This window comes from Microbulbifer zhoushanensis (genome assembly GCF_021729055.1).
Classification (GTDB): domain Bacteria; phylum Pseudomonadota; class Gammaproteobacteria; order Pseudomonadales; family Cellvibrionaceae; genus Microbulbifer; species Microbulbifer zhoushanensis.
Genome location: NZ_JAJSAO010000004.1, coordinates 451,627 through 472,339 on the forward strand (window position 1 = coordinate 451,627; position 20,713 = coordinate 472,339).

At 61.9% G+C, this 20,713-nt stretch carries 15 protein-coding genes; 10 read left to right on the plus strand and 5 right to left on the minus strand.

The features are described 5' to 3' along the window. Positions 1-22 precede the first annotated feature (22 nt). A complete protein-coding gene (locus LVD10_RS10590) occupies positions 23-2,908 on the minus strand; it encodes a hypothetical protein (RefSeq protein ID WP_237063577.1) in 2,886 nt (961 codons plus the stop codon). 413 nt (positions 2,909-3,321) lie between these two features. On the opposite strand from LVD10_RS10590, the gene rsxA reads away from it, so the two are divergent. The 9 genes from rsxA (at position 3,322) to LVD10_RS10635 (ending at position 14,908) form a co-directional block, all read left to right on the plus strand. Continuing rightward, the gene (gene rsxA, locus LVD10_RS10595; protein WP_232941032.1) at positions 3,322-3,897 is read left to right on the plus strand and encodes an electron transport complex subunit RsxA; all 576 of its coding nucleotides are present in this window, start codon (positions 3,322-3,324) and stop codon (positions 3,895-3,897) included. Between the two features lie 9 nt (positions 3,898-3,906). Beyond that, positions 3,907-4,497, plus strand: coding sequence for an electron transport complex subunit RsxB (gene rsxB, locus LVD10_RS10600; RefSeq protein ID WP_232941030.1), 591 nt, complete (start codon positions 3,907-3,909; stop codon positions 4,495-4,497). Positions 4,498-4,565: 68 nt separating this feature from the next. Then, positions 4,566-6,680, plus strand: coding sequence for an electron transport complex subunit RsxC (gene rsxC / locus LVD10_RS10605; RefSeq protein WP_237063605.1), 2,115 nt, complete (start codon positions 4,566-4,568; stop codon positions 6,678-6,680). Further along, positions 6,680-7,735, plus strand: a complete 1,056-nt coding sequence (gene rsxD, locus LVD10_RS10610; protein ID WP_232941029.1) for an electron transport complex subunit RsxD — start codon at positions 6,680-6,682, stop codon at positions 7,733-7,735. Before rsxC ends, rsxD begins: the two co-directional genes overlap by 1 nt. After that, positions 7,735-8,415: an electron transport complex subunit RsxG gene (gene rsxG, locus LVD10_RS10615; protein WP_232941027.1), complete on the plus strand. Its 681-nt coding sequence runs from the start codon at positions 7,735-7,737 to the stop codon at positions 8,413-8,415. The genes rsxD and rsxG overlap by 1 nt, the downstream gene beginning before the upstream one ends. A gap of 1 nt (position 8,416) precedes the next feature. Further along, positions 8,417-9,130, plus strand: coding sequence for an electron transport complex subunit E (locus tag LVD10_RS10620; RefSeq protein ID WP_232941025.1), 714 nt, complete (start codon positions 8,417-8,419; stop codon positions 9,128-9,130). A gap of 165 nt (positions 9,131-9,295) precedes the next feature. Then, entirely contained in the window at positions 9,296-10,003 is a 708-nt protein-coding gene (locus LVD10_RS10625; protein ID WP_232941024.1) for a TetR/AcrR family transcriptional regulator, read from the plus strand. 134 nt (positions 10,004-10,137) lie between these two features. After that, the gene (locus LVD10_RS10630) at positions 10,138-12,384 is read left to right on the plus strand and encodes an MltF family protein (RefSeq protein WP_237063578.1); all 2,247 of its coding nucleotides are present in this window, start codon (positions 10,138-10,140) and stop codon (positions 12,382-12,384) included. Positions 12,385-12,568: 184 nt separating this feature from the next. Beyond that, positions 12,569-14,908 (plus strand): MltF family protein, encoded by a 2,340-nt coding sequence (locus LVD10_RS10635; protein WP_237063579.1) that lies wholly within the window; start codon positions 12,569-12,571, stop codon positions 14,906-14,908. 74 nt (positions 14,909-14,982) lie between these two features. Here the strand turns inward: LVD10_RS10635 and LVD10_RS10640 are convergent, their stop codons facing one another. Beyond that, positions 14,983-16,134: an SO2930 family diheme c-type cytochrome gene (locus tag LVD10_RS10640; protein ID WP_237063580.1), complete on the minus strand. Its 1,152-nt coding sequence runs from the start codon at positions 16,132-16,134 to the stop codon at positions 14,983-14,985. After that, positions 16,127-17,434 (minus strand): parallel beta-helix domain-containing protein, encoded by a 1,308-nt coding sequence (locus LVD10_RS10645; protein ID WP_237063581.1) that lies wholly within the window; start codon positions 17,432-17,434, stop codon positions 16,127-16,129. The genes LVD10_RS10640 and LVD10_RS10645 overlap by 8 nt, the downstream gene beginning before the upstream one ends. Positions 17,435-17,693: 259 nt before the next feature. On the opposite strand from LVD10_RS10645, the gene LVD10_RS10650 reads away from it, so the two are divergent. Then, on the plus strand, positions 17,694-18,251 hold the full coding sequence (locus tag LVD10_RS10650; protein ID WP_232941018.1) for a hypothetical protein: 558 nt from the start codon (positions 17,694-17,696) through the stop codon (positions 18,249-18,251). A 67-nt stretch (positions 18,252-18,318) separates the two neighbouring features. Here LVD10_RS10650 and LVD10_RS10655 read toward each other — a convergent pair whose 3' ends face one another. Next, positions 18,319-18,915 (minus strand): Yip1 family protein, encoded by a 597-nt coding sequence (locus LVD10_RS10655; RefSeq protein ID WP_232941017.1) that lies wholly within the window; start codon positions 18,913-18,915, stop codon positions 18,319-18,321. A gap of 496 nt (positions 18,916-19,411) precedes the next feature. Beyond that, complete coding sequence (locus LVD10_RS10660; RefSeq protein WP_237063582.1) at positions 19,412-20,479, minus strand: branched-chain amino acid aminotransferase; 1,068 nt, start codon at positions 20,477-20,479, stop codon at positions 19,412-19,414. Between the last annotated feature and the right edge of the window lie 234 nt (positions 20,480-20,713).

The following is a 20,713-nucleotide window of genomic DNA, read 5'->3' on the forward strand; positions in this document are numbered from 1 at the left end:
CTCCCAGCCAATCGGGCAATGTTCAGCTATAGAGCCGCAGGGACTGTGGCTCTCCCTCCAGTTCCATCACAATCGCGAGGGGTGGATCGCCATCCATTCCCGCAGCCCGCGCCAGCAGGCCGACAAATGCCATGGTCTGTTTTGACATACTGTCGGCAGGGTGGAACAGGAAATGCTGTTTTACCCGCAACCAGCGGTGCAGGCAGAACGCCAGCAGGCGGTTGTCCCGGTCAAGCCCCGTCCCGTCCCCGATGCCATTACCAGCGTGGTAGTGCTGGTGCAGTTTGCGCAGTATCAATGCCCAGCTCTTGGCAAACAGATGCATGCGGCGGGCATCCCGCAGGCCACGGGAGTCCAGGCTCCGCACCTGGGGGTTTTCCAGGCAATTGGCAAACGGCGCGGCAAAGAAATCATCGCGGCCCGACAGGGGCCGGTCCTCACTCCGCGGGCCGGCATTGAATTCAGTGAAGAGGCCGATGGCCCCCTCATAACGGCGATAGCGTCGGTGCAATTGCCGCACTGCCCGGCAGGCAATTGCCTGGCGGTTTTCACTGATCACGTCAAAGTCCCGCAGCGCCTGTAATACATCAGATAGCAGCTGGGTATCAGAGGTATTTCCCGGATCCGCATAGTTCAGCAGGGATTCCAGCGCCTCTCCCTCCAGCGCAAGCCGGGCCTCAATCCGTGCATTGATAAACCCGCTACCCGCACGTTCCTGCCACTGGCAGTAGCCCTGTACGGCAAGCCGGCCCGCTTCCGGCGACAGCAGGCCGCCCGTTACCAGGGTATCGACAAACATTTCCAGCTCATCGAGCTGCAGTCGCTCATCACGCTGGGTGACGGTGAGATTAAGGGGCAGGCTTCGCTGCCCACCGCGACGTATATTGAGCAGGGACAGGAAGCCCGCTGATTGCTGTTCACGGATACCGTCCAGTGCCCGCTGCACTTCCAGCCGCGACTGGATGGCAACATTACCCGCCAGGTCCTGCTCCACCTGCACACGACTGTCGACGATCGACAGGCTACCGAGGGACAACCCCAGCAACGCCATCTCACTGCCGCGGGTTTCCCGGCGCTCCAGCAGGTCGCTGGCACTGCCGGCAACCAGTTCCAGGCCCGGCAGGGACTCCGCAGTCCCGTCCACCAGCGCGGCCAGCGCCTCCAGGTCACCAGAGAGCAGCCGGCGATAGAGCTCGGAACCGGCTGCAGAGCCCGGTTCCAGGCGCAGCTCGATTTCCGCTTCCTGCCGGCGCAATCGCTGTTCCCGCCCGAGGACTGTTAATTCGATCCTGCGCCGTGCCACGGCCTCGATCTTCGCGGCCAGTGCGCGAATACGCGCGTCGATTTTCTCCAGTGCCGCGCGGACACCGGCCAGTGCCGCGTCCAGCTGACCGGAGGCGGACTCTACTGCGCTGGCGACACTGCCGCCCAGTCCGGCCAGCTCATCCACCAGGGCCCCGGCGGCATCCGCCGCCTGCTCCTCAACCGTTTCCGCCAGCTTGCCCTGCAGCGAATCCAGCAATCCATGAACCTCGTCGGCAATACGCCCGCGCAACTGCGGGGGTACCCCGGCAGGCAGGGCCTCGATAACGGCGGCCGCCCCCTCGCGGGCCAGCGCCGGTTCCGTGGCGCGACTGAAAACCCCCGGGCCACTGTCCAGCCAGCGCACCAGTTGCTCCGCCACCGATTGCCGCAGGCTATCCTGGTCCGTTTCGGCACCGCCGGCCAGGCGCAACAGGGTCTGCAGGTCCGGGTCCGTCGTCACGTTGGCCACCACAGCATCCAGCAGCTCGCGGTACTCTGTCTGCAGCAGGTCGCCCGGCTTCAGGTACGCACCAAAGCGCTGGTAGAGCGACTCGTAGTCGCGAAGACAGGGCTCTACCAGGCGCTCACGTACCTGGTCCACCAGCCCGGAAATATCCAGTTGGATACCCAGCCCGGCACTGCCACTCCTTTCACTGCCGCGGATGCGCCGGATCCGCAGCGCCAGTCGCCCACCTTCCGGCCAGGCGGTAAGTTGCAATTCCCGCTCTGCCCGGTAACTGGCAGACAGAGTCAGGCCCGCATCCGCCACAACCGCCCCGGTGGCCGACAGCAGGCTGTACTCCAGCTCCAGCCCGGCGTCCAGGCGGCCGGCGGACTGCCAGTGCAGTGCGGCCAGGTCGTCGGCGGCGGCAATTGCTTCTATATCGAAGGGGGATGGCAGCTGCCGCAGGCAGGTGGCGGCGGCGGCAGCGAAGCGCGCGCCCGCGGGCACATGGAACCAGTAATCGAGCCGGCCATGGGCTTCACCGTCGGCATGGGCCACGATGCCGCCCGACGGACCGCCACCCGACACATCACCGCCCAACTGCCCCCGAGCGTGCAACTGGCCCGCCAGGCCGATCCGCAGTGGTTCCAGGCCGGCGCCCGCGCCGACAGCAGCTACCGGCATGAATTCCGGCCGGTCGCAGGCCTCGAGCTCGAGTTGCGCCCCGCCCTCTCCACCCACGGCCAGTGTTGGGCTGCCGGCCGGCAACGCGGCTTCTGTGGCGGCAGAGCTATCCAACAGCTGCAGTTGCACCAGGCCCGGATCATCACCTGCGCTATCGGCAAAACTGTCCACCCGCCGCAATAGCCGGCGCAGCGGTGCCGGCACACTGTCGGCATAGGCGCCCCGCAGGCTGGCAGCCAGCTGCGCCAGGGGCGCCGGATCGATATCCAGCTGTTCCAGCCGCGGGCGCTGGGAGTCCAGCTCATCCTCCAGGGTAAACAGGTAATCCAGGGGGGAGCTGGCGGCAGTGCCGCTCTGCAGGTCCGGCCAGTGGCGTTGCAGGCCATCCAGGGCCAACAGCAACTCCACCTCTTTATCCAGGCCAAGACTTTCGAGTACTTCACCGGCGGGGGACCGGCGCGAGAGGAAATCCATGGGGTGCTCCTTGCAGGTTATTGTTATACAGAGTGAGAATAAGCCAGTGGTGGAGACAAAAGCCAGCAGCCGCGGGGCCTGTCGACAAGCCCGTGTTGAACCCCCCATAGGACTCACCCATAATACCGCCCCTGCGCGGTATGCCACCGCACCCCTCTCCCCCGGCCCTCGTCGCGACGCGGCCCCGTGCGCGGGAGTGGGGTAAACCAGTGCGAGTGGCCCAGGCGGAACGTCATGTAACAGTTCGCTTCGCCAGAACGCCCAGCTCTGCGTTGAGAAAGCCTGAAATAGAACCACTATTCCTGCGCTTCCTCGCCTTGACCTGGACGCTTTGGCTATGCTCCTTTGTTACCGAACTTTCCGATTGGACCACCGGGCTTCGACAACCAGCACCAGGCCAATCCCGGAGAACCATGACCGAATTTGCTGTCATCCTGCTGAGCACCATTCTGGTCAACAACTACGTGTTGGTGCAGTTTCTCGGCCTGTGTCCTTTTATGGGCGTCTCCAACAAGCTGGAGACCGCCGTAGGCATGGCGGGCGCCACCACCTTTGTGCTTACGCTGGCGTCCATCTGCTCCTACCTGGTCAATACCTACCTGCTGGAGCCGTTTGATATCGGCTACCTGCGTACCATCTCCTTTATCCTGGTTATCGCGGTGGTGGTGCAGTTCGCGCGCATGTTTATCGAGAAAACCAGCCCGCTGATGCACCGGGTGCTGGGGGTCTTCCTGCCCCTGATCACCACCAACTGCGCAGTGCTCGGCGTGGCACTGCAGAACACCATGAAAGCGCACAACTTCGTGCAATCCACCCTTTATGGCTTCGGTGCCGCGGTGGGCTTCTCGCTGGTACTGATCCTATTTTCCGCCATGCGCGAACGCCTGTTCGCGGCGGACGTCCCCACCCCGTTCCGCGGTGCTGCCATTGGCATGATCACCGCCGGGCTTATGTCGCTGGCCTTTATGGGCTTCAGCGGCCTGGTATAGGGGGGCAGCATGCTGGACTGGTTACCCGAAATTTCCACTCCCCTGCTCGTGCTTGGCGGCATGTCGCTGGTATTCGGCGCCCTGCTGGGCTTCGCCGCCGTGCGCTTCCGGGTCGAGGGCGACCCGCTGGTGGAGCAGGTGGACGCCCTGTTGCCACAGACCCAGTGTGGCCAGTGCGGCTACCCTGGCTGCCGGCCCTATGCCGAGGCCATCGTCCACGGCGACAGCATCAACAAGTGCCCGCCGGGTGGCCAGGGCACCATCAACGAACTGGCCAACCTGCTGGATGTGGAGCCCCTGCCCCTGGACGCCGAGCACGGCGTTGAGGACGTCAAGAAAGTGGCGTTTATCCGCGAAGCGGAGTGCATCGGTTGCACCAAGTGCATCCAGGCCTGTCCGGTAGATGCCATTGTCGGCGCGGCCAAGTACATGCACACCGTTATCGAGGATGAGTGCACCGGCTGCGACCTGTGCGTCGAGCCGTGCCCTGTGGATTGTATCGATATGGTGCCGGTGGAAACCCCGTTGCAGGACTGGCACCCGCCCAAGCCGGCTGATGGTGTGGAGCTGATTGCCAGCGACAGGAGGGATGTGGCGTGAGCCCAGAGCAGTTGAAGTCATCACGCGAATCCGCCGACGAACGTCGCGCCGCCCGCGAGGCACGCCTGATCGCGCGCGAGGAAAAGCGCGCGCTGGAACCAAACGACTTTCCCGGCGGCATCCACCCGCCGGAGAACAAGCACCAGTCCACCGGCGAGCCCATCGGCACGATTCCGCTGGCAGAAAAGCTGGTGGTCCCACTGATCCAGCATACCGGCGCCGCCGCCATCCCCCTGGTGAAACTGGGCGACAGGGTACTGAAGGGCCAGCTGATCGCCGAGGCCGACGGACTGATCAGCGGCAATATCCACGCCCCCAGCTCCGGCACCGTAGAGGCCATCGAGCCCGGCCCCATGCCGCACCCATCCGGGATGACGGTGGATACGATTACCATACGCACCGATGGCGAGGACCGCTGGTGCGAGCTGCATCCCTGCGAGGATTTCCGCAAGCTGGCACCGGTGGAACTGCTGGAGAAAATTCGCGACTGCGGCGTTGCCGGCCTCGGAGGTGCGGGCTTTCCCACCGCGGTAAAGCTGGATCCCCACGGCGGCACCGGGATCGACACCCTGATCATCAACGGCACCGAGTGCGAGCCCTACATTACCGCCGATGACATGCAGATGCGCGAACGCGCCGGGGAGATCATCGCCGGCGTGGAGATGATGGCGTATATCCTCGACGAGCCGGACCAGGTCCTGATCGGCATCGAGGACAACAAGCCCGAGGCAATCGAGGCCATGCGCGCGGCTGCCGAGGGCACCCGTTTCGATATCGTCGTCTATCCCACCAAGTATCCCTCCGGTGGCGAGAAGCAGCTGATCCAGATACTTACCGGCCGCGAGGTCCCCAACCGGGGCCTGCCGGCCAACGTGGGGGTCATCTGCCAGAACACCGGAACTGCCAGGGCCGTCTACCGCGCGGTGCGCTTCGGCGAACCCATGGTCAGTCGTGTCACGACGGTGGTGGGCGAAGCCCTGGAGCGCAGCCGCAATATCGAGGTGCCGCTGGGCACCCCCATCCGCCATATTCTCAAGCACCACGGTGTGCACCGCGGCCTGATGCAGCGGATCATCCACGGCGGCCCCATGATGGGCTTCACCATCGAGGACGACAGCACGCCGGTGATCAAGACCACCACCTGCCTGCTGGTACCCACCGACAGTGAATTGCCGCCCCCCCCTCCGGCCCAGGCCTGCATTCGCTGCGGCTTCTGTGCCGAGGCCTGCCCGGCCTCTCTGCTGCCACAGCAGCTGTACTGGTACGCGCGCGCGGACGATCGCGAAAAACTGCAGGCATATAACCTGTTCGACTGCATCGAGTGCGGCGCCTGTTCCTATGTCTGCCCCAGCACGATACCGCTGGTGCAGTATTACCGCGCCGCCAAGGGCGATATCCGCATCGCCGAAGAGGAAAAGGAAAAGTCCGATCGCGCCCGCGAGCGCTTCGAGTTCCGCAAACTGCGACTGGAAAAAGCCGAGAGGGAAAAGGAAGCCAAGCGCAAGGCCCGCCGGGAAGCCGCAGAACTGGCGCGCAAGCAGCGCGAGCAGGAAGCGGCATCCAGCGGGGACAAGGCCGCCGACGAGGAGGCCGATGTGGTGGCCGCGGCGCTGGCCCGGGTGAAGGCGAAACAATCGTCGCCGGAGCAACAGCTGGCCCGGGCCAGGCGCTCACTGACCAGTGCCGAAAGCCGTGTCGAGCACATGCAGAAAAAGCTCGACGCCGCCGACGAGGGCCAGCGCGACCAGCTGGCGGCGCAGCTGAAGGAAGCACAGCTCAAGTTGCAGGAAGCCCGGCGCAAGTTTGCCGAAGCCCAGGCCAAGTCCAGCCCCTCGGCGGCCACCGACGCTGCAGAGGCGCAGGCCGGCAGCGCCGCGGCGGGGACAAAGGGCAGCGGTGACAGCGACAAGGATGCGTCCCCGGGAGAAAGGTCCAGGGCACAGGAAGCAATTGAAAAGGCTAGGGCAGCCGCCGCGGCGCGGGCCAACATGGATCCGGCAGAGAAGCTTGCCGCAGAGGTCGAGGCCCTGAAGGCCCGCGTGGCCAAAGCCGAGGCGCGATTACAGAAGGCGCGGGAAGAAGACGACCAGAACGTCGATGCCTTTGCTACCGCACTGGAGAAACTACAGGACAAACTGGACCAGAAAATGCGCCAACAACAGGAACAGGGCGGGGATCAATAATGTCACTGATGCGCATGTCCTCACCCCATGCCCGCTCCGGTGACCGTACCGCCGGTGTGATGCTGCAGGTCGCCGCAGCCACCATCCCCGGCGTGCTGGCCCTGGTGCTGTATTTCGGTATCGGCGTACTGATTAATATCGCCCTGTGCACCGTCACGGCTCTCGCGTGCGAGGCGGCGATCATGAAACTGCGCAATCGCCCGGTGGCCTTTTACCTCAAGGATTACACCGCGTTTGTCACCGCGCTGCTGCTGGGCATTGCCCTGCCACCCTACTGCGCCTGGTGGCTGCCGGTGGTGGGCAGTGCCGTAGCGATCGTGCTGTCGAAACAACTCTATGGCGGCATGGGCTACAACCCGTTTAACCCGGCAATGGTGGGTTATGTGGTGCTGCTGATCAGCTTCCCGCTGGCGATGACCCGCTGGGTGGCGCCGGGTGAGCTGATCCAGGGCACCCCCGGTCTCGGCGAGGCCTTTTCACTGGTGTTCGGCAATTACAATGTCGACGGCTTCACCCGTGCGACCCCACTGGAAATCGTGCGGCTGAACGACTCGATCCTTCTCGAGCAGCTCTACCAGATGGAGCCCATGCTGAACCTGGGCACGGTGGCCGGTCTTGGCTGGGAAACCGTCAACCTGGGATTCCTGCTCGGGGGCCTGTTCCTGCTTTACCGCGGCGTGATTACCTGGCACGCCCCGGTGGCGATGCTGGCCACCCTGACCCTGCTGTCGCTGCTGTTCTATGACAGCGGCAGCTCGCTGAGCGAGGGCTCCCCCGCGCTGCACCTGTTCTCTGGTGCCACCATGCTGGGCGCTTTCTTCATCATCACCGATCCCGTGAGCGGCGCCACCAGCAACAAGGGCCGGCTGGTGTTCGGCGCGGGCGTGGGCCTGATAACCTTTATCATCCGGGCCTGGGGCAGTTACCCCGACGCCGTGGCATTTGCCGTGCTACTGATGAACTTTGCCGCGCCCACCATCGACAACTACACGCTGCCACGCACCTACGGCCACAAGGCTCCACGCAAGGCCACCGAAGGCGAGGAGGAGCAGTAATGCTGAAACGCTCCATGGCCAGCAATGCGGTTATCCTGGCGCTGTTCGCCCTGGTGACCGCGGGCACCCTGGCAATAACCCAGATCACCACCCGCGAGCCCATCGAGCGGGCCATTCGCGAAGCCTCGGCCAAGGCACTGCTGGAAATCATCCCGCTGGACCGTCACAGCAACGACATGCTGGTGGACACCTATCCCATCCCGCGCCAGTACTGGTCGCGCCTGGGCCTGAAGGACGGTGGCGATATCAACCTGGCGCGCGAGGAAGGCCGTATCAGTGCAGTCATTATTCCCACAGTCGCGCCGGATGGTTACGGCGGCCCCATCAACCTGCTGGTGGGCGTCAACCGGGACGGTACTGTTGCAGGGGTACGGGTAACCAGCCACAGTGAAACCCCGGGCCTGGGCGACAAGATCGAGGTCAAGAAAAGCGACTGGATCCTGGGCTTCAATGGCAAGTCGCTGGGTAACCCACCGCGGGGCCAGTGGAAGGTACAGAAGGACGGCGGAGCCTTCGACCAGTTCTCCGGCGCCACCATCACCCCGCGGGCCGTGGTGACACAGGTGCGCGAGGTGCTGGATTTCGTCGCCGAACACCGCAAGGAAATTTTCTCCGCGCCCGTTTCCGAGCGTGCGGTGGAAGTTGAGCAGCCCACCGAGTCCGGCCAGGAGGAGCAGTAAGATGGCAACACCCGGCTATAGCGAGATCAGCCGCAACGGCCTGTGGAACAATAACCCGGCCCTGGTACAACTGCTGGGCCTGTGCCCGCTGCTGGCGGTTACCGGTACGGTGGTCAATGCGATCGGCCTGGGCCTGGCCACCATCGGTGTACTGACCTGCTCCAACCTGGCAGTGTCCATCGTGCGCCGGCAGATGCCGGAGACCGTGCGGCTGCCAGTGTCGGTGATGATCATTGCCACCTTTGTGACCTGTGCTGAACTGCTGATGAAGGCGTTCACTTATGAGCTCTACCTGGTGCTGGGCATTTTTATCCCGCTGATTGTCACCAACTGCGCAATTCTCGGCCGCGCCGATGCTTTCGCCAGCAAGAACCCGGTCCTGCCGTCGGTGGTGGACGGCTTCATGATGGGGCTGGGCTTTATGGCGGTGCTGATTGCGATTGGGGCCATCCGCGAAATACTGGGCCAGGGTACCCTGTTCGCGGACATGGACCTGTTACTGGGACCGGTCGCCAGGGACTGGGCCATCCCGGTACTGGGCAGTGACTACCCGGGCTTCCTGGTGGCGGTACTGCCGCCGGGCGCTTTCCTGGTGGCCGGGCTGCTGATCGCGGCGAAGAATGCCATCGACGCGGGCATCGAGCGCCGCCGCAGCCAGCAGGTAAGGATCGTCCCCGGAGCCAAACGGGTGCGCGTTACCGGCAAGATTTCCTGAGATGCACCAGCAGCGAGCATCGGCCACATGGGGTGTAAGACACTGTAAGCTGGTTGGCACCACATTCGTCCAAATGGCGCTAGTCACGGGGCCCAATTTGGCTAGAATGGTACGCCCGATCAGGGGAATGATCGGATATGTACACAATAAAAAGGGATTACAGCCATGACAATGGACAGTGGAAAGTCTGAACTCGTATATCACGGCCGCCGCGCCCAGCGCGCCGACAGCCGCCAGCGTCGCAAGGCGATTCTGGAAGCGACCCTGCGCCTGATCGTCAAAGAGGGCATCCGCGGTATCCGCCACCGCGCCGTTGCCCGCGAGGCCTCCGTGCCGCTCGCCGCCACCACCTACTACTTCAAAGACCTCAATGACCTGATCAGCGACGCCTTTACCTATTTCGTGGAACAGGGGCTGGAGCACACGCGCCAGCTGCAGGAAGACAGCTTCGCCGCCGCCCGGGCCCTGTCGGAAGAGGAGCGCGCCTCTGCTGGCGGGCGAAAACTGCTGACCCAACAGCTCACCCGCTTTATCCTCACCCACGTGCGCTCCCAGGCCAGCCAGCGCGACTTCCGCCTGATCGAGCTGGCATTCCGCAACGAGGCCCTGCGCAATGAGCAGCTGACACGGGCCATCCGCATGGCCAACCAGGCCAACCAGGCACTGATCGAGGAGTTCTTCCAGCTGCTCGACGTTGCCGACTCCGAGGCCGCAGCCCAGATCACCATGGGCACTATCCTCAACCTGGAATACCAGATCCTCTGCGGCGCGGTGGATATCGAGTCGCCACTGCTCGAGCGTACCGTCACCATGATGATCAAGGGACTGATCCCGGCCATGGCCACCGCCAGCCAGCCGGTCGCCCTCGACTGAGCACCCCGCGGCCACCTGACCAGCCAGTTTCCTGAAGGCGCCCCGCCCCGGCGGGGCCGCTCACCTGACTTCCCCCCACCACCGTCGCAGCCGGCTAGGCTCAAGGTAACACTCTGTAAACGTGCCATTTAGCCATGACACCCAGCTGGCGCTTACTGATCGCAATAGCCATCGCCCTGCTGCTGAACAGCGGCTGTGAGCGCAGCGGCCAGGACACTGACCAGCCTCCCGGGTCCGGCAGCGGCCCCGCGGCGCCTGTGCCCGGCAATCTCGATACCATCCCCATCGACCTGTACGACAACTACACCGAGACCGGCGACCTGGCCGCGATTGAGAAGCGCGGCCAGCTCCGCCTGCTGGTGGATCCCAGTCGTTCCGCCGCGCTGCACCGGGAGGCGACGCAACAGGATGTGGAAATCGAGCAGGCCCGCCTGATGGCACGTCGACTGGGCCTGGAACTGGTGATTCTCGAGGTGCCACAGTTCAGTGACCTGATCCCCATGCTCAATGCCGGCAAGGGTGACCTGATCGCCAACAACCTGCTGGTCACCGATGCCCGACAAGAGCAAGTCGACTTTTCCAGCCCCACCGCCGAGACCGAGGTCGTCCTGGTGTCGGCAACAGACACGGCGGATGTTGATGGGCAGAGCAGCCTCAGGGGCAAAGTCCTGGTCGTCACCGCCGGCACCGAATTCGAGCGCCAGGCGCAGGATTTCGCGCAACAGCACCCCCGGGTGGAAGTACAGGTACGCGATGACAATTACATCGACCTGCTGGTGGAGGTGGCCAGCGGCGACGCGGACTTCACCATTGTCGACCGCCAGGCGCTGGGCCTGGTGCAACAGTTTCGCGATAACCTGAAAGCCAATCGTGTATTTCCCGGCCAGCGCCAGCTTGCCTGGGCCATTCGCAAGGACTCCCCGCGACTGCTGGAGGCCATCAATGAGCAGGTGCGGCTGGTGCGCCTGACCCGGCCCGGCGAGCGCTCTGTCGGTGACCTGGAGGCGATCCGGGAGCGCGGGGTGATTCGTGCCGTCACCCGCAACCACCCGGGCACTTACTTTATGTGGAAAGGGCAGATCCTGGGTTTTGAATTCAGCCTGCTGGAGAACTTCGCCAAAACGCTCGGCGTGCGGCTGGATATTACCGTGGCCGAGAACCACGAGGATTTTGTGCGCCTGCTCCGTAATGGCGATGTGGATATCTCGGCCAGCCTGCTTGCCATCACCAGGCGCCGGCAAGCGGAGGGCATGGCATTTTCCGACCCCTACCTGACAAGCCCCACCGGTATCGCTGCCCGCAGCGGCGCAAAGCTGGCCGCAGTCAAGGACCTCGCCGGTCAGACGGTGTGTGTGCGCCGGGCCAGCAGCCAGTACCAGGTGGCAGAAGAGCTCAAGCAGCAGGTGCCGGACATGAAAGTCGAGGAGGTCCCTGGTGAGCTGGATATCCAGCAGGTCATCGACAAGGTGGTCGACCGGGAATGCGACCTGGCTATCGCGGATGAAATCTCCGTACGGCTCGAGCAGGCCTGGCGGGAGGATATCGTATTCGCCCTGCGGCTGCCGCGGGAAGAAAACCGCTACGCCTGGATGGTGCGGGAGTCCAACCCCCAGTTACTTCGGGCCATTAACGAGTTTTTCGCCGAGCCCAGCACCGATGACAGGATCCCGGAACTCTATGAGCGCTACTTCAATTCCCCCAAGCGCACGCGGGTAGAAATCGAGGAACTCAATCGCAGCGGCCAGATATCCCCTTTTGACGATATTGTGCGCCGCTACGCGGAGCAGTTCGACTTCGACTGGCGACTGATCGTCGCGCAGATGTACCAGGAAAGCAATTTCGACCCCGACGCCAGGTCCTGGGTGGGTGCCAGGGGGTTGATGCAGGTGATGCCGAATACCGGCAAGCAGGTGGGCGTGACCGACCTTTTCACCCCTGAAAACAGTATCCGGGCCGGCACCAGGTATATGCGCTGGCTCCATGACAAGTTTGACGACAAGGGCATCAACCAGGAGAACCAGGTCTGGTTCACCCTCGCCTCCTACAACGCCGGCCTGGGTCATGTCTACGACGCCCAGGACCTGGCCGAGCAGAAAGGCTGGGATCGCAGGGTCTGGTTCGACAGTGTGGAAAACGCCATGTTGCTGTTGTCGGAAGAAAAATATTTCAAACAAGCCCGTTACGGTTATGCCCGGGGACAGGAGCCGGTGGATTACGTGCGCAAGATCGAGGCGCGCTTTCGCTCATTCGTCGCCCTCCTTGAGGCACAGGAGCGCCGCAATAAACAGGGCACCCGGTTAAACCCACGGACATACCTCTTCACCAGCCGGGTCCGCTATCGCGCCAACAATGCCCCGGCGCAGCCCCTGACTAGACTGTAATCAACGAAGCAAGCATCGACCGGTATAAAACTTAATGCGGTTCACTCTTCCCTGGTTCTCGTTCAGTGTTCTTTTCATAACATTCCTGCTCGCCGTTGGCTGTGGAGGCGACCGCGAGCACTCTCAGCCCGGTGAAGCCACAGAACCGGCTACCGGACAGGAGTCCGCGGAAAGTGGGAGCGAGTTGGCGACAGCAGACGAAGCGGAAGGGGGAACGGCGCCACCAGCACAGGAGTCACCAGAGCCTGCAGAAAACGCTGTATCTGGCGAGAGTGAAAAAAAAGCCGGCAAAAAGGGGAAAGTCGCAGGCCTGTGGGACCGCTTTGCAAAGCGGGTGGCCGGCAAGGGCGACCTGCGGCCGGAAGCCGCCTGGTCACCCGAGACTACCGGCGAATACCCCATCGGCGCCTATGACAACTACATAGAGACCGGGGACCTGGATGCCATCAGGAAGCGCGGCAAGCTGCGTATCCTTGTTGATATCACCAATACCGACTCCCTCCACCGGGCGGCCACACCACAAGACATTGAGATCGAGCGAGCCAAGCGAAAGGCGGAAATACTGGGCCTGGAGCCGGTTGTGCTTTACGCGGAAAGCTTCGACCAGCTGATACCCATGCTGATAGAGGGCAAGGGGGACATTATCGCCAACAACATGGTTCCAACCTCCGAGCGTCGCGAGCTGATTGATTTCAGCATTCCAATAGCGTCCACCCATGACACCCTGGTCTCCCGGACCGATATGCCTGATATCAAGGCAGGTGAGTCACTAAAAGGCAAAACCCTACAGGTAACCAGGGGCACAGTATTTGAGCAGCGGGCCCGGGAACTGGCAAAGAAGCATCCCGGTCTCAAGGTTGAAGTTGTCGACACCAACTACGTCGAACTGGCCCTGGAGGTGTCCATGGGGCATATCGATTTCACCATTATCGACGAATTGATATTTGGCCTGGTAAGCCAGTTCCGTGACAACCTCAAGAAAAATATTGTCTTCGAGCGGGAAGACCAGCTGGCAGCGGGCATCCGCAAGAACTCCCCGCAGCTTAAAAAGTTTATCAACGATGCCATCCGTAATATCAAACTGACCACCCCCGACCAGCGCTTTGTCGGTGACCTGGACCAGATCAGGGAGCGCGGTGTACTGCGGGCTGTCACCCGCAACCATCCCGGCACCTACTTTATGTGGAAAGGCCGGGTGATGGGTTATGAATACGAGATGCTGCAGAGATTTGCCAAGGATCTCGACGTGCGCCTCGAGATTATCGTGGCGCCGAAGCACAGTGACCTGCTGGATTACCTGAAAGAAGGTAAAGCCGATCTAACAGCCAGCCTGCTGACTGCTACCGATGCACGCCGGCAGAGCGGGGTTGATTTTGGCCCCGCCTATATGGAAGAGAAAGTCAGTGTCGTCGGCCGGTCAGGGGAAACCATCGAGGATATTAGTGAACTGGAGGGGCGCACTATCCATGTTCTGGAATCCAGCAGCCAGTATGAAGTCCTGGTGGAAATCCTGGACCAGTACCCGGACATCGAGGTGGAGCTGGTCCCGGAGGAGCTCACCATCCCCCAGATTCTCGACCGGGTTGCCGAGGGCGATTACGACCTCACAATTGCTGATGATATAACCGTGCGCCTGGAACACCACTGGCGCGACGATGTGGACAACCTGATCGACTTACGCGTGGAGGATAATGTTTACGCCTGGGCGGTACGGGAGAGCAACCCGCAATTGCTGGAGACGATACACCAGTTCTTTAACGATGAAGAAATTACCAAGCTGCGAAAAACCCTGTTTCACAAGTACTTCGACGAGCCCAAGCGCACCCGTGACGAAATCAAGGGGCTGAGCGAGAAGGGCGAAATCTCCCCGTTCGACAATATCGTCAAGAGGTACGCCAAGGAGTATGACTTTGACTGGCGCCTGGTGGTCGCACAGATGTTCCAGGAAAGTAGCTTCAACCCCGGGGCCAAGTCCTGGGTAGGCGCGCGCGGCCTGATGCAGGTGATGCCGGATACCGGCAAGCAGGTAGGCGAGACCAAACTGTTCGATCCGGAAACCAGTGTGCGTGCGGGCCTGAAATACCTGCAGTGGCTGTACCGCAAGTTCGAGGGCAAGGGTATCAGTCCCGAGAACAAGATGTGGTTTACCCTGGCCTCCTATAACGCCGGCCTGGGGCATGTCTATGATGCCCAGGACCTGGCTGAGGAAAAAGGCTGGGAGCGCAAGGAGTGGTTCAACAACGTCGAGAAAGCCATGCTGCTTCTCTCGCAGGAGAAGTATTACAAGAAGGCGCGATATGGCTATGCCCGGGGCCGGGAACCCTATGATTATGTGCGCAAGATTGCCGCCCGATTCCGGACCTATGCCGCTCTGCTGGAGGCATTCGAGCGGCAGCAGCAGGTGGGGGCCCTTAGCTGCACTGCTCTCCCACTCTGGCTAACCACGCACCTGGGCGGGCTGGCACATATCGCCGAATGTCGCGAGCCGAAAGGCGAAGGCGTGGCACAGGTTCCCGCCCAGTAAAAAAGCCGGCGGAATGACCGCCGGCTTCATTGTTGGCACCCGACATGGGTCCGACATGGGTCCGGCAGGGGTTGTCAGCTGCAGCTGCCCCCCATCGAGGCCACCCACTCCCGCAGCAATGCCGTACCTTCCTCGTGCTCCAGGCTTCGACCCAGTTCCGGCATCATGGCACCGGGGTTGGTGGTCTCCACCCGGAAGTTGAGGATGGATTCCTCCGGCTCACCCGGGACGATGGCAAACCGGCGGTTGCCACTGCCGGTGCCCGCCGCCACCGGTGGTTTGCACAGGCCCAGCTTGCGCCGGTCGGACTCCTGGTGATGCAGCATTAGCCCCGATGTATCGGCGGCGCCCGCCGGGTTGTGGCAGTGGCCACAGTTGATATCCAGGTAGGAACGGGCGCGTGCCTCGAGCGGCTCGCTGCTATCCGTGAAATCCACGTTGCGCGGTACCGCGGTAATCTCCGGCAAACCACTAAGGTAACCCACCTGCTGCCAGTGCAGCAGCTGGTTGCGCGCGCCGTCCGCGTAGGCGTAGTCCTTGTTCAGGTGACGCGCGCGCGGCCCCAGCGGCATGATGGCCTTGTCGGTATGGTTGTCCGCATGGCAGCCGGCACACTGGTTCGCATCCGGCACCACATAAGTAAAACCCGCATCCTCGATTTCCCCGCTTACCAGCTGCAGGCGACTGGCGTCTCCGGCTATTTCCAGCACCGCTTCGGTCTGCTCTGCGTTCCATACGTAGGGCAGCGCCTGCCAGCCGTCCGCGCGCTTTACCAGCAGGCGGGTTTCCATCAGCCGCACATTGTCCAGGTTCAGGGCCTCACCGGTCCGGCCGGCGACGTAATCACGGCTGTAGTCATCGGTGCGCAGCACAGCGTCCTGGATGCCGCTGGTATCCCGTGGGTAGTAAAAGGTCTTGCTCAGAACCGTCCCCACCGGGTATTCGAAACGCTCGTCCGCGTACTCCGCCGAGCTGCCCGGGGGCATCCAGACCGTACGCAATTTGTGGGCATAGTCGGTGAAGAGCGCAGTATTCAGGTCATAGGGAAGCACGCCATCGTTCGGCAGTAACTCACCGTCGATGGCTTCCACAATATGCCAGTCACTGAGCTTGTCCGGAACTGCATCGCGCTCGAAAACCGCCACCGGCTCTCTCGGTGCTTCACAGCCGCCCAGGGCGGCTGCAAAAATCGGGGCCAGCACCGCGCCCCACAACAGCTTACGCATCTTCCGCCTCTAGTTTTGCCATATCGGTTTTTTCCGGCTCGGCCTGGTCAAATTCCAGGACCACCTGGGGCAGCTTCTGCAGGGCACACTTGTGCGGCGCAATATCAGTGGAGATATTTTTAAAGTCGTTGGAGGCATCGATATTGATAATGCCGGCATCACCGTTGTCAATGCACAGCTTCAGGGATTCCGGCAATGTGCCATCCACCAGCTTGTCACTGTTCACCACGCCATCCCAGAGGATATCCGGCAGGCTGCCACCCAGGCCGAACTTGGCCAGCTTCAGGGCCTTCAGCTCGATGTGGTCAGGCGAGGTGCCACCACCGGCAAACTGGTTGTCATAAATAAAGATACCCTCGGGATAGGGATCAAACGCTTCCTGGGTGGATTTATCGGAGTAGTAACCGGCTGTGTAATAGCTGCTGACGATAATATTCGCCGTATCGTTATCCGCGATCTCGTTGTTGAAGATCTCCACATTGTCATTGGAGTTGATCACGATACCGGATCCGGCCGGCACTGCCGCTACCGGGGTGCCCTCGTGGCCGAAGTTTCCGGTATTGTTCTCAAACACACGGTTGTCGTAGACACGGGTGCTGTGTCCCGGCTGCGGCAGGTTGGGCATGTTGAACACCAGGATGCCGCCGGTATTGTTGGTGGCGATATTGTCGTAGACATCGGCACCGATGGTGTTTTCAATTTCGATTCCGGCAACATTGAACTCGGCGCGGTTGTTACGCACGATCACATTGCGCGACTGGCCCACATAGATTCCAGCGTCCGATGCACCAATAGCCACATTGCCCTCGAGCAGGGTATTTTCAGTCTGCACCGGGTAAATACCATAGGCACCGTTTTCCGTCGCGGGGCCATTGGTCCACTCCACCCGGACATTGCGGATAACGATATTCTCACCCTCATTGACCTTCAGTGCGTCACCGATGGTGTCCTCGATCGCCAGGTCCTCGATGGTGAAATCACTGGCATTCACCAGCAGGCCCTCGGCGCCCTGGATCTGGTCCTTGAAGGAAAGGACGGTTTTCTCCATACCGGCGCCACGGATGGTCACGCCATCCACATTCAGGGACAGGCTGCGATTCAGGGCGAAGTTCCCGGCCGGAAGCTCGATCACATCCCCCGGCTTGGCTGAGATCAGTTGTTTCAGTAATTGCTTCTGGAAGTCCGCGCTCGCTGACGCCGCGGCTGTTTCCGGGTTATTCCCGGCGGGATTCTTGTCCTGGGAACAGGCAGCAGCCAGCACTGCGGCCAGCGCCAGCCCCATGTAGGCAGTGGTCTTCATGTGAATTTCCTTTTATTCAGGTTCTTCTGTTATTCGAGTTATCTGCATGCCGGGCCCGCGCTCCTGCCTGGCCCCAGCCCGGCCACACTGCAATTGGTACACGTGTACCAACTAACAACCGCAGTAACTGGCGGGGCTACAAACAGGCCAATCCTAGCCCATTCGCGGACATCACGGCAATAAGGTCCGGGCCCTGACCTTGCCGCCCAATCAAGGGCTGTGTATCGTCTGCACAGTCACTCGGAAAGAGCCGGCCACCATGAAACTGCGACTACTTTCAGGCGCACCACCAGATCCCGGTCCCGTGAGCCCTGTGGGGCACAGCCCTTTCCCCATTCGCCTGACCCTGCTTCTCACGCTGCTCTGCACCCAGGCCCATGCCAGCGGCACACTGCAACTGAAGCTGCTGACCGAAACCGGGGATGCGTTCGAGGTTGAGCAGGAAGTTACCGGCAAGGAGCAGGAGTTTGCTTCGGGAATTCTGGATCGGGAAGCCCCCGTACGGGAATACCAGGCAATCAAGTGCGATGGCCCCTGGGGGGCAGTCAGGTACCGCATGGCCCTGCCCAGCGGCCCCGGCTACCAACTGGAGCTGGGGCGGGACACGATCCTGTTGCGGATCGTGGAGCACGGGGTGGTCAGCGAGAACCGCAATATCGAGGCTATGAAAATCCACTGCCGGGATACAGAACCCCGCGCGGTGATCAAGTCCCTCGTTGAAATCCAGCTGGACCGCTACAGCGCCGAAGCCCGGGAACTGCTGCTGCCCAACGGCTACCGTATCGAGTACAGCTATCTGCCGGACGCAGTCGAGTAACCAAAAACGGCGCCCTGGGGCGCCGTTTTCTTTTTCTCCCCCCGACTTCGAGCCGGGCCAGTCCCACTCAGTGGAATACCGGCGCGGAAACGAAACTCCAGAACAGCACCGTCCCCACCATCACTACCACCGCCATCACCAGCGATACGGTAACCACCGCGCTGGCAAACAGGAAGCCGCGCTCTTCAGATAACCCCAGGACAATCGGGAGACCGGTATAGAGCAGGTACACGGCATAGGCAACCGCGAGCATCGCAATCAGGATATCCAGCCACAGCACGGGGTAAAAACCTGCCAGGCCGGCAATGAAGATGGGTGTGGCAGTAAACCCGGCAATGACCATCCCTTTCATGGGGTAGGTGTCAGCACCGTAGGTTTTGGCCATCCAGTGAATGAAGTAACCGACGCCGATCACTCCCAGTACCATGGCCAGGTAGAAGGCGCCTACCAGTGACAGGGCGCTCTGGCTGGTGACCCGCACCGGCTCGCCACCGCCCACACTCCAGCCGATCTCGGTGGTGCCGTAAAACCAGGCCAGGGCCGGCAACAGCGCCAGGACAATGGCATAGGGAATATGCCGGCGCAGGCCTTTCTCAGACAGGCTCCCGATTTGCTGCCACTGTTGCCGGGGGTGTACCAGCATTCCGAACATGTAGCTCAACATCCCGTTTCTCCTCACTCAACGTAAGGAACTGTCCGCCAAGGCGCTACTGCTTCAGTACTGCTTTTACTTCCTCTGATCTATGCGTGTTTAAGGCATATTGCGCCGCCCCGCCAGCGGTCCCCGGGGGACCGCTTCGCGGGACACAAGACGGCCGGGGATGACCGATCTCAATTTGCTCTGGATACGTCTTGTCAAAGTGAGGAATACCACCAGCGGTCATTCCCTAAGTTCCAGCTTGTTTTTATTCTCACGTCCAGTTGTATCACTACCGGCATACAAGTCAACGGCTGTGCTGGATTAAGCGCAATCGGCTGTGATGACGTTTCTTCAGGAAACAGCCCCGGACAACTGTGCTACCAATCAACCCGGCCCCGTCGGTAGTGGAATGTGGCAGGGGGCCGACAGGGAAACTGGCGCAGGAAGGAGAAGCCCCGGAGCTTCCACCACCGGGGCCATGCCATGGGGGGCGGACTGTCAGCGGTGACAGCCGCGTGCTTCAGACTTCAACCGGGGACACCGGCTGCATCCAGCCAAAGCGGTCATCCGCCCTGCCCTCCTGGATATCCAGCAATGCCTGGCGCAGGTGCTCGGACACAGGCCCCGGTACCTGCGCCAGTTCATACTGCTGGTCACCGTCGCCGAAGACGCTGATGGGGCTGATAATGGCTGCAGTGCCACAGGCGAAGGCCTCACTGCAGGTACCGGACCTGACCAGCGCCAGCAGGTCGTCGATATCGATGTCGCGCTCGTGCACGGTGTAGCCCTGGGATCGCGCCAGGTCAATCAGGGAGTCCCGGGTAACACCCTCGAGAATCGAGCCATTGAGCTTCGGTGTGTGCAGCTCTCCCTCCATGACGGCAAAGAAGTTCATGCCTGACAGCTCGTCCACCGTATGGCGGTTGCCCGGGTTGAGCCACAGGGACTGGTCGTACCCGCGGGCTTTCAGCCGCGAGATACTCAGTAGCGATGCGGCGTAATTGCCCCCGACCTTGGCATCGCCGGTGCCGCCCACGGCAGCGCGGGAATCCTCCCGCTCAACCCACAGGCGCATATGCCCGGCATGATAGGCCGCCGAGGGACTGGCAATCACATAAAATTCATAGGAGGTGCTCGCCGACACGCTCAGGTTGGGCTGCGTACCGATCAGGAAGGGGCGCAGGTACAGCGACTCGCCGCTATTGGCCGGCACCAGGTTCGCGCAGTAGGCGGCAACAGTACGGACACCATCCATGAAAAGGGCCTCCGGTACCGGCGGCATGCACAGTCGTTCCGCTGAGTGCGCCATCCGCTCAGCATTGCGACCGGGGCGGAAGAGGCTCACCCCGCCGTTGCCGGTGCGATAGGCTTTCATCCCTTCAAAACAGGACTGGGCGTAGTGCAGCACCTTGGCCGCCGGATCCAGCGCCAGCGGCGCATAGGGCACCAGCTCACCGCTGCTCCAGCACCCGTCCTGGCAGACGGCACGAAACATTACCGGCGCCATCACCGTGCCAAACCCGAGCCGCTCGGGCATTTCAAACCCCCGCAGACTGCTGGCCACTGCCGGGTCAATATAAATGCTCACTGGGAGACCTCCTGTATCAATGCTGTGCCGATTATGGCCCCTGCCGAGATTGAATCCAAACCCTCTTTGCTGCCAACAAGCAACCTGCGCAAAACTTTGAGCGTTAACGGTCATTTAATAGGAGAGCTGTCTTCCGGAAAGGATCGACCATCGCAAGCTGACCACGCTGAGAACCGCGGTCACTTCGCTGCAGAAGTGACGCCGGTATCAACTTGAAATTGTGGCGCACAGCAA

Excerpts from the sequence above, each read along its gene's own strand:
- LVD10_RS10590 (WP_237063577.1), bottom strand. The coding sequence starts at position 2,908 with ATGGATTTCCTCTCGCGCCGGTCCCCCGCCGGTGAAGTACTCGAAAGT.
- rsxA (WP_232941032.1), top strand. The coding sequence starts at position 3,322 with ATGACCGAATTTGCTGTCATCCTGCTGAGCACCATTCTGGTCAACAAC.
- rsxB (WP_232941030.1), top strand. The coding sequence starts at position 3,907 with ATGCTGGACTGGTTACCCGAAATTTCCACTCCCCTGCTCGTGCTTGGC.
- rsxD (WP_232941029.1), top strand. The coding sequence starts at position 6,680 with ATGTCACTGATGCGCATGTCCTCACCCCATGCCCGCTCCGGTGACCGT.
- rsxG (WP_232941027.1), top strand. The coding sequence starts at position 7,735 with ATGCTGAAACGCTCCATGGCCAGCAATGCGGTTATCCTGGCGCTGTTC.
- LVD10_RS10620 (WP_232941025.1), top strand. The coding sequence starts at position 8,417 with ATGGCAACACCCGGCTATAGCGAGATCAGCCGCAACGGCCTGTGGAAC.
- LVD10_RS10625 (WP_232941024.1), top strand. The coding sequence starts at position 9,296 with ATGACAATGGACAGTGGAAAGTCTGAACTCGTATATCACGGCCGCCGC.
- LVD10_RS10630 (WP_237063578.1), top strand. The coding sequence starts at position 10,138 with ATGACACCCAGCTGGCGCTTACTGATCGCAATAGCCATCGCCCTGCTG.
- LVD10_RS10640 (WP_237063580.1), bottom strand. The coding sequence starts at position 16,134 with ATGCGTAAGCTGTTGTGGGGCGCGGTGCTGGCCCCGATTTTTGCAGCC.
- LVD10_RS10645 (WP_237063581.1), bottom strand. The coding sequence starts at position 17,434 with ATGAAGACCACTGCCTACATGGGGCTGGCGCTGGCCGCAGTGCTGGCT.
- LVD10_RS10650 (WP_232941018.1), top strand. The coding sequence starts at position 17,694 with ATGAAACTGCGACTACTTTCAGGCGCACCACCAGATCCCGGTCCCGTG.
- LVD10_RS10655 (WP_232941017.1), bottom strand. The coding sequence starts at position 18,915 with ATGTTGAGCTACATGTTCGGAATGCTGGTACACCCCCGGCAACAGTGG.